The organism is Tamaricihabitans halophyticus (assembly GCF_004340875.1).
Lineage (GTDB): Bacteria > Actinomycetota > Actinomycetes > Mycobacteriales > Pseudonocardiaceae > Tamaricihabitans > Tamaricihabitans halophyticus.
This window is the reverse complement of record NZ_SLXQ01000001.1, coordinates 749,765-763,512: the sequence shown is the minus strand read 5'-3', so window position 1 is coordinate 763,512 and position 13,748 is coordinate 749,765. Positions and strand designations below refer to the sequence as shown.

The following is a 13,748-nucleotide window of genomic DNA, read 5'->3' as shown; positions in this document are numbered from 1 at the left end:
CATGGGGTGCTTGCCAGCGCGGTGACTACGTGGATGAGCCGTTGGCGGTAGCCCGAAGATCGGCCCGGCGTGGGACGTGCGCGGCGACGAGTTCGGGAAGCATTTCTGGCGATACCAACGGCTGTTAGGCGGTCGAGAGTCGAATCGGGAGTCAGTTGTGCGTTCGGTGCTGGAAGCGCCCGCTGGGCGCCGCCTGAAATGGGTTCTGCTGGTTGCTTGGCTGGCCATCGCCGTATTCGCGGGCCCTATGGTCGGCAAGCTTTTCTCGATCACCGATGACGCCTTCCTGAGTTACCTACCGAGCAGCGCGGAATCGACTGAGGTCGAGGAAACCAAGGAAGACCTGGCGTTCAGCACCGGCCAACGTGCCGCGGTCGTCTACCTGCGCGAAGACGGGCTGACCACTCAGGACCGGCAGCTGGCCGAGCGTCAAGCGAACGAACTCACCCAACGGTTCAGCAACTATACGGATGGGCAGCCGCCGCGAATCGTGCCTTCGGCGGACGGCAAGGCACTGACCTACCTGATCGTGCTCTCCAGCAGCAACGACAGCGATGTCGACGAGCGGGTTGTCGAGGATGTCGGGCTTATCCGGGACGTAGTGCAACAGCCGGATCAGGACCTGCGGGTATATGTCGCGGGACCGGCGGGCGTGCTCGCCGACCAGCAGGAGAGTTTCGCCGGGCTGGACATGCAGGTACTGCTGATAACCCTGATCGCGGTCGCTGTCCTGCTGTTGTTGATCTACCGCAGTGCCTTCCTCTGGCTGGTACCACTACTCGTAGTGGCGATTGCGGCCGAAGTCGCCCAGGTGGTCGTCTACTGGATCGCCAGCGCGACCGGCGCGACGATCACCAGCGCCAGCGTGTTCATTCTGATCGTGTTGCTCTACGGCGCCGCTACCGATTACGCGTTGTTACTCATCTCGCGCTATCGGGAAGAGCTGCGTCAACATCCGGACGTGCACGACGCCATGCGCGCCGCGCTACGCCGAGCGGTGCCGACGATCGCCGCCTCTGGGGGGACGGTAGCGGCGGCGATGTTGCTGTTGTTGCTCGCTGATTTGACGTCTAACCGGGCGCTGGGCATCGCGGGGATCGTCGGTATTGGTACCGCGGTGGTCACCGTGACAACCCTGCTGCCGGTCGTGCTACTTGCCGTCGGTAGGCGGGTTTTCTGGCCGTTCATCCCGGCGTACGGCTCGAAACCCCGTACATCGGGAGGTGTCTGGGCGAAGATCGGCGCCGCTGTCGACAGGCGACCGCGCCGGATCTGGATCACGACCGGTGTGGTGCTTGGCATCATGACGATCGGCCTGACGTCGATGAACACCGACCTGCGGGAGAACGACGCATTTGTCGAGCCGCTCGGTTCCACCCATGGGCAGCAGGTTCTGCAGGACCATTTTCCGCCGGGGCTCACCCGGTCGACCGATGTCATCGTCGAGCAGGACAAAGCCGAGGAAGCGTTGCGGGTAGCCAACGCCGGCGCGGGTGTGCTCCGTGCGGATATCGCTGGGCAAAGCCAGGGCAAGGCGGTGCTTGATATCCGACTGGACGCCACTCCGGACAGTGCTGAAGAGCAAGGCTACATCTCGGCACTGCGGGACGATATGCACGCGATCGAGGGCGCCGATGCGAAGGTCGGTGGGCACAGCGCGATTTATCTGGACATAGCGGAGCACAATTCCAAGGATGCGGCGCTGATCATTCCGCTCGTATTGCTCGCGGTGCTGCTGATCCTTGTCCTGTTGTTGCGCTCGATCGTCGCGCCATTGATGCTCGTCGGCACGGTCGTGCTGTCCTATGGTGCGGCCCTTGGGGTATCCGCGCTCGTCTTCAGCGAGATCTTCGGCTTCCCCGGCGCCGACTCGTCCTTGCCACTACAGGCTTTTGTCTTCCTGGTCGCACTGGGTGTCGACTACAACATCTTCTTGATGAGCAGGGTCCGTGAGGAGTCGTGGCATCACGGAACCCGGATGGGGGTGTTGCGTGGACTGTCCGCCACCGGCGGGGTGATTACCTCGGCTGGTGTGGTGCTCGCCGCGACCTTCGCGGTGCTCACCTCGCTGCCGCTGGTCGCCTGGGTGCAACTTGGCTTCGTCGTTGCGTTCGGCGTGCTGCTCGACACGCTGATCGTGCGTTCTGTGCTGGTGCCCGCGCTGACGGTGGACATCGGCGAGCGGGTGTGGTGGCCGTGGCGACTTGGGCGCGGCAATGGATTGGCTGGGGTGCGGGGAAATTCGGCGGCAACGCAAGCTGACCGTGACGTTGTGGGGATGCGGCAGAAGTAGTCCGGTGGCAGCTGCCGGTGGACTCAGGTGGATTTCGAGCCACGCTGGCTCGGTGCTGGCTAGGTTGGCGAAATCCCTGGCTGGAAGACGAAATGGGGTCACGAGATGACAGGGTCTGGACGTAGTAACACCCCGCCAGCTGGGGCGACGTGGGGTGATCTGGCGCAGGGAGACGAGGAAAGCCCGAAGGTGGCGGAGCGGACGAAGACCCGCCGCTGGATCGTTGAGCTGCTGCGTTGGTCGTCGGCGCTTTTTCTGCTTTCGACCCTCGCGCAGGCCGTGCTTGCCGGCCTGTTCGTCACGGGTGAGGTCGATCTGCTGATGTGGCACGACGTCAACGCGCAGATCAACTCGTCGGTCCTGCTCGTCGTGCTGCTGGCCACCATCCTGCTGTGGCGACCGGCACGCGCCTCCTCCTGGCCATTCTGGATAACCCTCGCGTTGGTGACGATCGTCGAGATCCAGAAGACGCTTGGGTACCTGCGCAGCGTGTCGTTCCACATCATTCTTGGCGTGCTGATCTTTGGCATGGCGAGCGTGTTGACCTGGTGGGCCTTCGGATATCAACTTCCCCCGCAGCGGGCGAAAGCGAGGAAGAAGTGAGCAGCCGCAAGCTATCGGCCATATCGAGACGCCGGTTTATCGGACTCGCCGGCGGGGTTGGCGCGGCCGTCGCGTTCGGCGCGACGGGATGCGGTCAGCTGCCCGAGGCCGCGGGTAAGACACTGACCAGCGGACTGCGACTGCCCGAACCGTTCAAGGTGCCGTTGCATATCCCGCGCGTACTTGACCCGGTCAGTACCGGACCCGATGGCGATCGCTACGAAGTCGTCGAGACGAGTCGCGAAGTCGAGATCATTCCGGGAACCCGGACGACGGTATGGGGATACGAAGGCACCTTTCCAGGGCCAACCCTGCACACTCGCTCCGGCCGCGGTGCGGTGGTACGGGTGGCCAACGACCTAACGGTTCCTACCTCGACACATCTACACGGTGGGCTCACGCCGCCGGATTCAGATGGCTATCCGACCGATGTGGTCGTTCCGAGCGGGTACGAACCGCACAACCACTCCGGGCACGAGGAGATGGCTCCGCCAGAAACGTGGACATACCACGATCGCGCCAAGGACTATAAATATCCGCTGCGCCAGCCAGCGGCCACGCTTTGGTATCACGATCACCGGATGGATTTCTCGGCGCCCCAGGTGTATCGGGGACTCGCCGGTTTCCTGCTGGTGCATGACGACGAGGAAGACTCGCTACCGCTGCCAAAGGACGAACGAGACATCCCGCTGATGATCTGTGATCGCGCGTTCGAAGAGAGCGGCGAGTTCCGCTATCCTGCGCTGGACCCGACCCTGCAACGGGTTCCGGGCGTCGAGCGGGCATACATGCAGGGCGTTCAAGGCGACGTGACGCTGGTAAACGGTAAGCCGTGGCCGTCCCTTGAGGTCTCCGCGACGAAGTACCGGTTCCGGATACTGAACGCGTCGAACGCGCGGCGCTACCGGTTGGCGCTCAACCCCGGGCCACGAGATGGCGCCTCGTTCATTCAGGTTGGCAGTGACGTCGGGCTACTTGGCCGGCCGATCAACCATGAGACGTTGACTGTCACCCCGGCGGAGCGGTTCGACGTCGTGGTCGACTTCGCCAAGTATCCGGTCGGCACGCGGATCACCCTGGTGAACGAGCTGGAGTCGGGTGCGATGCACAACGTAATGCAGTTCCACGTTGTCCGTCAGGAACGTGACGAGAGCAGGGTTCCCGATAAGCTCGCCAACTTCACGAAGCTTGCTGAGGCCGATGCGGAGAACACGCGTAGGTTTGACTTCCGCAACTATCTGGAAAGTGGCGGGCACAAGTGGACCATCAACGGGCGCACGTTCACCACGACCTATGTGGAGGCAAAGCCTCGGCTCGGTAGCGTCGAGCGGTGGCGGTTCACCAGTGATTTCCACCATCCCGTGCACCTGCACCTGGCGCATTTCCAGGTCGTGAGCCGAAACGGTAGGCAACCGGGCCCGATGGACGCGGGATGGAAGGACACGGTGGACGTGCGCCCGTTCGAAACGGTTGATGTGCTGGCCAGATTCGACGGGTTCCGTGGTCGGTACATGATGCACTGCCACAACCTGGAACACGAAGACATGGCCATGATGGCGAACTTCGATGTCGTGTGATGCGTGCTCAGCCGTCCTCGACCGCGAGCCACCGTAGCTCGTCCGGGCTGAGCCGCAGGTCGAGGGCGGGGAGACTGGTAACCAGCTCGTCGACGGTACGCGGACCGATTATCGGAAACGTCGCGTAGGGCAGGTTCAGCACGTAGGCCAGGGCGATATTCACCGGCAGTACATCGCGGTCCGCTGCGAGTCGCCACGCCCTGCGTGCCCGTTCCACATTGGCCTCGCTGTACCAGCATTCGGTAAGCGGGCTGGCGGCAAGGGTATCCGGGGATGGCAGGGTGAAGACGCCCCTGCCCTGGCTCGACCACGGGATTACCGGTAGGTCCGCATGCGCCAGCCAGGTTCGTGATTCGCGATCAGACAGGCTGATGCAGCCGTCGTAGATAGGCTTGATCATCTCTGCGAGGCTGAGGTTGTTACTGACACCCGCAGGGGTGGGCAGATTGTTGCGCCGAGCGTAGGCGCGTGCTTCCTCGATCCGCTCGATCGTCCAGTTCGAGAACCCGTAGGCGCGGATCGAGCCCTCCGTGACAAGTGCGCACAACGCATCCACGAACTCGCCGACTGGAATCCGTGGGTCGTCCCGGTGGAGCATATGGATATCGATGTGATCCGCGCGTAGCCGCTCGAGGGTCTGGGTGAGCTGCGGGGCGAGGCTATCCGGTGTGCAGTGCGGTGGGTGGCATCCCTTGCCAAGGAGCACCACGTCATCGTGGACTCCCCTGCTTGCTAGCCAGGAACCCAGCGTTTTCTCGCAGACCCCCTCGCCATAGTTGATGCCGTAGACCCAGGCGCTGTCGAAGAAGTTGCCGCCAGCTTCGAAGAATCGGTCGAATACCGGAAAGCCGCGCTCTTCCTGACCGAAGCTGGATATGCCAAGGGCAAGGCGAGAAGCAGGCTTAATGCCTGGCGCAAGCCGAGTAGTCGGTATTATCGGATCAGACATCGCCATAGCTCCCATCATTCGAAGCTTCGGTGGATCCGAGCACCGTGTGAATCGCGCTGCTCATCAGTTCCAACTCGGCCGACCCGACGGCTGGGTGGATTGGGAGCGAGAAGGCTTCCGCCGAAAGGGCGTCCGCGACCGGGCAGTGGTACCTGGGCATGCCGGTCCTGCTGAATACCGGCTGCCGGTGCAGCGGTACCGGGTAGCGCCGGAATGCTGGTGCGCCGAGTTCCTGCACTTGCTTAGTGAACTCATCGATCGTGATCCCAAGCCGACCCGTGTCAACTCGGCAGACGTACTTCCAGTAGCTGTGATAGCAGTCCGGAAGCTCCTTCGGTAGTTGTAGGCCCGAGATCGATTCCAGTGCGGCGGTAAGCTGTTTCGCGTTGCGGCGACGTATATCCACAAACGAGTCAAGCTTGGCCAGCTGGGTTAGGCCAAGTGCCGCCTGCATGGCCGTCATCCGGTAGTTGTAGCCAAGCTCATGGCTACAATACAGCCGCGTTCCCTCGAGCTGCTTCTCGCCGTGCTGGCGGAACATCCTGATCCGTGCGGCGAGATTGCCGTCATCAGTTACTACCGCGCCACCTTCGCCGCCGGTAGTGATGATCTTGTCTTCCCAGAAGCTGAAGCAGCCAACGACACCGTGTGAGCCCAGGGGTTTACCCGCGTACCTGGCTCCGGGAGACTGGGCAACATCCTCGATTATCGGGACGCCGTGGCGCGCGCCGACCTCGGCAAGCGCGCGCATGGCCGCGGGCTGGCCGTTCAGGTGAACGGCGATAATCGCCTTGGTGTGTGGGGTGATCGCGGCTTCGGCTGCGGCAGGGTCGATGCAGTAGGACACCGGGTCGACATCGACGATTACCGGTTCAGCCCCCTGATGCAGGATCGGGCTCGCGGTGCCGATGAACGTATGTGCTGGGGCGATGACCTGATCGCCATTGCCAATCTGCAGCCCGGCTAGTGCTGCCTGGATGGCCGCAGTTCCCGAGTTGACCGCGATACAGTGCTCGACTCCGACATATGCGGCCAGCGCGGCCTCAAAGTCGGTCACCGCGGAGTTGCTGATCTGGGAGAGCCTGTTCGACCGGGCTACATCCGTAACCGCCTGGATGTCCTCGTCGTCGAACCTTGGCCAGCGTGGAAAGTCGGTAAGGTCGGTTTTCTTGCCAGAGCGCGTCATCGTAGCTTCGGACCTTCCTCGGGTTGGTCATCGATGTATGGCTACTCAACCCAATAAAGCTGGTGACCAAGTCGAGGCGGATTGGTGCGGTTCCGTAACGGGGTTCGAGCGAGCTCGACAGCTCGGATCGGCCGGACCGGGTTCGAGGATTTCGCGAGTAGTAGCCGGCAGGGTGCTGTGCACGGCAGTCGCTTGCCGTGGCCGACGGCCACGACAAGCGGTACATATCGACCAGAGGAATCAGCTATGCGTGAGCAGCAGACGTCGGTGCTGATAGTTGGTGGAGGCCCGGTCGGTCTCACGACCGCGCTTTTCCTCGGCAGGCACGGTATTCGTACGATCCTCGTGGAGAAGAGGGACGGTACGTCGACGTTGCCCCGCGCGCCGGGTTTGCAGGCACGTACCATGGAACTCTTCCGGGGCGCGGGAATCCGCAAGGAGATCCGGGAACTGGAAATGGATGACTCCCACCCGTACTTCGAAGGTGGCATCATCAAAGTCCAGTCGTTCGCCGAGATCGACGATGCGGTGACCCTCGAGTCGCCATCGCTCGACGGGCCCACAGTGAGCCCCGAGCGGGTAATGGGTTGCGGCCAGGACCGCTACGAGAAGGTGCTCAGCAACAAGGCAAGGGAAGCTGGCTGTGATATCCGTTTTCATACGGAGCTGACGTCCTTCGAACAGGACGCCGATGGCGTCACGGTCTCGTTGCGGAACAGGCAAACCGGACTCGAGGAGACGGTCCGGTCAGCCTGGCTGGTTGGCGCGGACGGCGCGAATAGCCGTACCAGAACACAACTCGGTGTACCACAACACGGGCGCGGCACGGTCTTCAACGCGCTCAGCATCTACTTCCGAGCACCAGAGCTCGAGCAGTTACTCAACGGACGTAAGTTCATTCTCTGCTACGCCAATGCCCGCGGGACGATGATGGGGCTTTCTCGGCTGCATGGTTGCGACCCGTGGCTGGCCGCGCCCATCTACCATCCGGAGCGTGGTGAGACCCCCGAGGATTTCACCGATGAACGGTGTGTGGAGATCGTGCGCGCCGCATCAGGGGCGCCGGATATGGATGTGCGGATCGTAGCGAAGGTTCCGTGGGAAGGAGCGCAGCGGGTTAGCGAGTCCTTCCGAACCGGGAGGGTGTTTCTGGCTGGTGACGCCGCACACGTACATCCACCGGCCGGCGGATTCGGCGCGAACACCGGGATACACGATGCGCATAACCTGGCATGGAAACTAGCTGCGGTACTCCACGGCTGGGGTGGCGATGCACTGCTCGACATGTACGACACCGAGCGGCGGCGAGTTGGTTCGGCGATGGCCGAGCAGGCAATGGTTCGCAACCGGATAAGGCACGGCAACGCGGAAGCCAAGGACCGTGCCGAGATGGTGGACGACATCATTGTCACGCTTGGCTACCGGTATCTGTCCTCAGGGATCATTGATCCCGAGGATTCTCGCGTACTCACGCCGAAACTGGAGCTTTCGGGCGAGCCAGGCACCCGGGCACCGCATGTCTGGTTGCGACGCGGTGCCGAGTCGGTGTCCACGGTGGATCTCTTCTGGGACACCTACGTGCTGCTGACCGTTTCCGGTGAGGACTGGATCAACGCCGCGCATCAGGCAGCGAAGGAGCTCGGTGTTCCGGTGCGGACATATCGCATCGGGCAGCATGGCGATCTGGTTGATGTAGATCGGGATTGGGCGACGGCCAACTCGATCAAACCGGAGGGGGCGGTGCTCGTCCGGCCAGATGGGTTCGTCGCCTGGAGGTCAGTGGGCGGCCCACGGTCAGGCGATTCCCTTGTGCGGGTACTTGCTCGCGCGGCAGGGCGGACGGATCACAGTTGACCGCCGCTGTGTCGCACGGCTGGGCGATCACCAACCGAGCTGCTCGCCGCCGCGGAGGAACTGCCCGGTGGGGCCGTCGTCGGGCAGGCACGCCACGTCGGCGATCTCGCCGGCCGCGACCGCAGGGTCCTGCGGCGCGTGCGGCATCATCCTGGTTCGGGTCATCCCTGGATTAACCGCATTGACCAGTACTCCAGTGCCCGATGTGTGCTTGGCCAGCATTGTCGTGAGGCCATTCAAGGCTGTTTTGGACAGCGAGTAGGACGGCGCCGAGGTAAACAACCCATTGCTGAACGATCCGGTTCCACTCGAGACAAACACCACGCGGCCCCAACGCCGCGTCAGCATCCGCGGGATGAACCGTTGGGCAACAAGCCACGAGCCATAGAGATTCGTACGGAAGGTGTCCGCGACCAGCCGCGGCGACACGGTGAGCGGATCGGAGCCACCGTCCAGTAGTACACCTGCGTTGCTGACCAGGATATCGACCGGCCCGGCAAGCTGGTACGCGTGCTCGATGCTCGATGCGTCGGTCACATCGAGTGCGATCCCCACCGTACCCGCCCCGACCGTGCCGGCTGCCTCCTCAGCTGCTCGCGTATCGCGCGCGGTCAGTACAACGTGGATTCCGCGAGCGGCGAGTTCGTTGGCGGTAGCCAGGCCGAGTCCTCGGTTCGCGCCGGTGACCAACGCGGTGCGCGCGGAAATGTTCATCTCGTTCACCAATCCTCCTGTGCGTAGCCCATCCACGATGGCTGGGTAGCGGTACTACCGGCCAAGGCTGGCTTGCGCGGCTAGACGATGGCTCGGAGTTGCGTGATGCGTGGTTGTCTGATGTGCGCTGGTCCGGTCCGCCGTCGGCGCTGGCCGAGTCGGGTTCGAGGCCGCTTCGACGCGGATGGCCGTGAATAGTCCTGGCGGATCACAAGCAGATGCCGTCGAGTTGGCCGGAACGATCGCGAAAGGGTGGCTGCCCGTATGCGCATACTGTTCACAAGCTGGGCTTGGCCCTCCCATCTGCACAGCATGGTCCCGTTCGGCTGGGCCTGCCGCGCGGCGGGACACGAGGTTCGAGTGGCTAGTCAGCCTGCCCTTACGCCAATGGTCAGAATGACTGGCCTTTCGTCGGTCGAGGTCGGCCATGACGTTGACTCCGACCAGATGGTGCGGAACTACCTGGTTCCACTCTCCGGCCAGGAAGTACCGTCGCGTACCGGAAAGGTGCCACGCGCTCTGGAGATGTTTCGCGCGAACGCGGGGTCGATGCTCGATGACCTCATCGGGTTCGCGCGGTCGTGGCGACCGGACGTACTGGTGTTTGAACCGACCGAGTGGGCTGGGCCGATAGTGGCTCAAGCACTAGGGATTCCGGCGGTACGGCACCTCTTCGGGGCCGACCTCGCGTATCGTGCACGAACCCTTGCCGCGGGCTTGCTGGCGCCGCTCGCCGAACCCTACGGAGTCGGCGAGGTGAACACGCTCGGCTCGGTCACCATCGATCCGATGCCCGCGAGCGCACAGGTCGACAGTGTGCGCGCGCGTGTTCCCATCCGGCACGTCCCGTTCGGCGGCTACGGGAACTATGGTGGTAGCGAATGCGGATCGCCGAGCGACCGGCCACGCGTATGTGTCACCTGGGGCAGGACAATCGGCCGGCTCGAGCCTGCACGCATGCTCGGCGCGCGGGTGGTGCGCGCACTATCCACCCTCGATCTAGACGTGATCATCGCAGTGGACTCGACACAGCTGGCGCATCTCGGCTCGGTAGGTGAGCAGGCGACCGTGATCACGGATGCGCCATTGGATTCCATCGTGGGCGATTGTGACCTCGTAGTCGCGCACGGTGGTGCGGCGACGACACTCACCAGCCTGGCCGCCGGCACGCCGTTGCTGCTGATCCCGCAGTTACCCGATCACATTGGACATTCGGCGGCGGTGGAGAAGGTCGGCGCCGCGGCCGTGCTTGATGCCGCGGCCGCGGACCAGCAGAGCATCAGTCAGCTGGTAAGGAAGTTGCTCGAGGACGCCGCGATAAGGGAGAGCGCGCAGCGGATTCAGGCGGAGATCGGGCGGCAACCAACTCCCGCGCAAGTGGTCGCGGATATGGACAGCTGGCTGATTGCCGGTTGAGTTGTTCACGAGCGGTTGGCGACAGCATTCAGGTGTTGCTGATTCGACAGCTGGCCGGTCATCGGTTCTGTTGAGGGTGGGTGGTTTGTGGTGGTTGGGTCTTCGGGTGTTGTGCCGGATTATGGTGAGGCTTCGGGTCGGTTGATGCGTGCGACGCGGGGTTTTATGGATGCGCAGATTGTGGGTGCGTTTGCGCGTTTGGGTTTGCCGGAGTTGTTGGCTGGTGGTCCGGTTGGGCTTGCTGAGTTGGCTGTTCGGTTGGGTGCTGATGTTGATGCGTTGTCGCGGTTTTTGCGTTCTGCGGTGACGATTGGTGTGGTGGGGGTGGATGAGGCGGGGTGTTTTGTGGAGACGCCGATGACGGTGTTGTTGCGTCCGGGTCCACGCTCCCTCGCCAACTTTGCAACGGCGTTCACCAGTCCTGGTCTCTACCGGCCGTGGGAACAGCTACACAATGTCGTGCTTACTGGGCGAAACCAGATGGAATCCGTGGTTGGTGCTGGCCTCTGGGAGTACTACCGGCAGCATGACGACGAAGCGCGTGCCATGGCACAGACGATGGGTGAGCAGTCGGAGTTTGCCGCTGATGTGGCGTTGGATCGGATGGATCTGATGGGGCCGAAGCGGTTTGTGGATGTTGGTGGTAGTCATGGGGTGTTGGTGTCTCGGGTGTTGGAGAAGAACCCGGAGGCTACGGGTGTCCTTTTCGATCTGCCTGAGGTGATTGAGCGTGCTCGGGGTTATGTGGCTGATCGTGGTCTGACTGATCGGGTTGAGCTGGTTCCCGGATCGTTCCTGGAGAACGTCCCAACCGGCGGGGACGTGTACATGATGCGCGCCGTTCTGTGTGACTGGGATGATGAGCATTGCGTACGGATCCTGTCGAACATCCGCCAGGCAGCGGGCCCCGGAACTCCGGTGATCGTGCTGGACTGGCTGCTGCCGGAAGCGCCGGACTACTTCCTTGATGTCACGAGCCTCGGCTTGCTCGTGCTTTCCGATGGCAAGGTGCGCGATGAAGCTGAGTTCCGGGAACTGTTCGGCAAGGCTGGGTTCGACGTCAAACGCATCGAAACAGCCACCGACTCCTGGCTGAAAGTAACCCTGTTCGAGCTGGCCTAATTGGATTCGTTGCAGAGCGGGTAGTTCATCGGTTCTGTTGAGGGTGGGTGGTTTGTGGTGGTTGGGTCTTCGGGTGTTGTGCCGGATTATGGTGAGGCTTCGGGTCGGTTGATGCGTGCGACGCGGGGTTTTATGGATGCGCAGATTGTGGGTGCGTTTGCGCGTTTGGGTTTGCCGGAGTTGTTGGCTGGTGGTCCGGTTGGGCTTGCTGAGTTGGCTGTTCGGTTGGGTGCTGATGTTGATGCGTTGTCGCGGTTTTTGCGTTCTGCGGTGACGATTGGTGTGGTGGGGGTGGATGAGGCGGGGTGTTTTGTGGAGACGCCGATGACGGTGTTGTTGCGTCCGGGTCCACGCTCCCTCGCCAACTTCGTGCTCACCTATACCGACCCAGGAATGTTCCGTCCATGGGAACAGCTGGACAACGTGGTGCGTAGCGGGCACAACCACACCGAGTCGGTACTTGGTAGTGACCTCTGGGAGTACTACCGGCAGCACGAGGATATCTCCAGGATGTTCGGCCAGACGATGGGTGAGCAGTCGGAGTTTGCCGCTGATGTGGCGTTGGATCGGATGGATCTGATGGGGCCGAAGCGGTTTGTGGATGTTGGTGGTAGTCATGGGGTGTTGGTGTCTCGGGTGTTGGAGAAGAACCCGGAGGCTACGGGTGTCCTTTTCGATCTGCCTGAGGTGATTGAGCGTGCTCGGGGTTATGTGGCTGATCGTGGTCTGACTGATCGGGTTGAGCTGGTTCCCGGATCGTTCCTGGAAAACGTCCCAACCGGCGGGGATATGTATCTGCTCAAGAGTGTCCTGTGCGACTGGGATGATGAGCATTGCGTACGGATCCTGTCGAACATCCGCCAGGCAGCGGGCCCTGACACCCCGGTCGTCGTGCTCGATTGGCTCCGATCAGCAGAACCGACGTACTTCATGGATGTGACCAGCCTTGGCTTGCTCGTACTTACTGATGGCAAGGTGCGCGATGAAGGTGAGTTCCGGGAACTGTTCGGCAAGGCTGGGTTCGACGTCAAACGCATCGAAACAGCCACCGACTCCTGGCTCCAGATCACCCTGTTCGAACTTGTCCAGGCGAGCTGAGGCCGGCGATCCGATCTTGCGATCGATCAACAGGAGGTGTGGGTATGACCGAATCGGTTGGCGATCCCGCGAATTCTGCACCCGAGCAGACGGTGCTGGATATGACGATCACTACTGCTGGCTTCGACATTCCGGGCCCCCAACAGCGGCCAGCGGGTACGGTGACGTTTCGGGTGCGGACGCCCGATGCCGAGGGGCACAAGCTCGCCGTGATCGCCATCAACAATGGTGTGTCGACACCAGACTTTCTTGCCGCGCTAGCGCGGTCTTTCTCGTGGGATCCGGAGACCAAGAGTGCGGCAGCGCGGATCGTACGGCGGGATGGGCGCTTTCTCGGTGGAGTCTACTGCTCGGCCGAGCACGCGGCACCGGAACTCACCCTTGATCTTGAACCAGGAACTTACTATTTCCTTGACTACGACCGGGTACACGAACCGGACTTTGCCGACTCGGTGCGTGTTCTCGAAGTCGTCGCGGGCGGCGGTACGCCAAGCTCGTCGGCAAGCCCGGTCGACTCGATCGTCACGCTGATCGCGGATGACCAGCAGCTGGTTCATTTCGATGTCGAGGAGCCGCTCCCGTCGACCGGAGTCTTCCTGTTCCGTAATGCGACTGATCACTTGCAGGAGGCCGTGTTCGGTCGGATGGCCAGCGGAGCAACGGAAGAGGATATATCGAAAGCAATTCATTCCTACCGGGGTGGACCACCACTGGACAAGGAGGTCTTTGTGGGCGGGGGAGCCGGGATGCTCCCGCTTTCACCCGGCGAGCAGGCCATCTTGCGGCTCGACCTTTCCCCTGGCCGGTACGGATTGTGCTCCTACACCACGAATCCACATACCGGTATCTGTAACGCATTACAGCACGCGCGCCGCTGCGTGACTTTGACCTGAGCGCGCGCAGGCGGTGCCCACCACACTTCGCGACTAGTTGAGG

11 protein-coding genes and 2 pseudogenes are annotated in these 13,748 nt (G+C 62.4%); 10 read left to right on the top strand and 3 right to left on the bottom strand.

What is annotated here, in order from left to right:
- The first annotated feature begins 157 nt into the window (after positions 1–157).
- From EV191_RS03605 to EV191_RS03595, 3 genes are all read left to right on the top strand, one after another.
- Positions 158–2,293 carry an MMPL family transporter gene (locus tag EV191_RS03605; protein ID WP_165912805.1) on the top strand — a complete coding sequence of 712 codons (2,136 nt, stop codon included), beginning with the start codon at positions 158–160 and terminating at the stop codon, positions 2,291–2,293.
- A 105-nt stretch (positions 2,294–2,398) separates the two neighbouring features.
- Entirely contained in the window at positions 2,399–2,896 is a 498-nt protein-coding gene (locus tag EV191_RS03600) for a hypothetical protein (RefSeq protein WP_132875340.1), read from the top strand.
- Positions 2,893–4,473, top strand: a complete 1,581-nt coding sequence (locus tag EV191_RS03595; RefSeq protein WP_132875339.1) for a multicopper oxidase family protein — start codon at positions 2,893–2,895, stop codon at positions 4,471–4,473. Before EV191_RS03600 ends, EV191_RS03595 begins: the two co-directional genes overlap by 4 nt.
- A gap of 7 nt (positions 4,474–4,480) precedes the next feature.
- On the opposite strand, the gene EV191_RS03590 is transcribed toward EV191_RS03595, so the two are convergent.
- Together EV191_RS03590 and EV191_RS03585 are read right to left on the bottom strand one after the other, a co-directional pair.
- Positions 4,481–5,422, bottom strand: a complete 942-nt coding sequence (locus EV191_RS03590; RefSeq protein ID WP_132875338.1) for an aldo/keto reductase — start codon at positions 5,420–5,422, stop codon at positions 4,481–4,483.
- Complete coding sequence (locus EV191_RS03585; protein WP_132875337.1) at positions 5,415–6,608, bottom strand: DegT/DnrJ/EryC1/StrS family aminotransferase; 1,194 nt, start codon at positions 6,606–6,608, stop codon at positions 5,415–5,417. Before EV191_RS03585 ends, EV191_RS03590 begins: the two co-directional genes overlap by 8 nt.
- A gap of 246 nt (positions 6,609–6,854) precedes the next feature.
- Between EV191_RS03585 and EV191_RS03580 the strand changes: the two genes are divergently transcribed.
- Complete coding sequence (locus EV191_RS03580; RefSeq protein WP_132875336.1) at positions 6,855–8,462, top strand: FAD-dependent monooxygenase; 1,608 nt, start codon at positions 6,855–6,857, stop codon at positions 8,460–8,462.
- Between the two features lie 27 nt (positions 8,463–8,489).
- Here the strand turns inward: EV191_RS03580 and EV191_RS03575 are convergent, their stop codons facing one another.
- A complete protein-coding gene (locus EV191_RS03575; RefSeq protein WP_132876123.1) occupies positions 8,490–9,176 on the bottom strand; it encodes an SDR family NAD(P)-dependent oxidoreductase in 687 nt (228 codons plus the stop codon).
- 264 nt (positions 9,177–9,440) lie between these two features.
- Between EV191_RS03575 and EV191_RS03570 the strand changes: the two genes are divergently transcribed.
- From EV191_RS03570 to EV191_RS03555, 6 genes and pseudogenes are all read left to right on the top strand, one after another.
- Entirely contained in the window at positions 9,441–10,592 is a 1,152-nt protein-coding gene (locus tag EV191_RS03570) for a glycosyltransferase (RefSeq protein ID WP_132875335.1), read from the top strand.
- 144 nt (positions 10,593–10,736) lie between these two features.
- A pseudogene (locus EV191_RS30945) lies at positions 10,737–10,949 on the top strand (methyltransferase family protein); the annotation flags it as partial.
- Complete coding sequence (locus EV191_RS03565) at positions 10,950–11,714, top strand: methyltransferase (protein ID WP_165912804.1); 765 nt, start codon at positions 10,950–10,952, stop codon at positions 11,712–11,714.
- 111 nt (positions 11,715–11,825) lie between these two features.
- Positions 11,826–12,038 (top strand): annotated as a pseudogene (locus tag EV191_RS30940) (methyltransferase family protein); the annotation flags it as partial.
- On the top strand, positions 12,039–12,812 hold the full coding sequence (locus EV191_RS03560; RefSeq protein WP_165912803.1) for a methyltransferase: 774 nt from the start codon (positions 12,039–12,041) through the stop codon (positions 12,810–12,812).
- A gap of 44 nt (positions 12,813–12,856) precedes the next feature.
- Positions 12,857–13,705, top strand: coding sequence for a hypothetical protein (locus tag EV191_RS03555; RefSeq protein ID WP_132875332.1), 849 nt, complete (start codon positions 12,857–12,859; stop codon positions 13,703–13,705).
- Positions 13,706–13,748 lie beyond the last annotated feature (43 nt).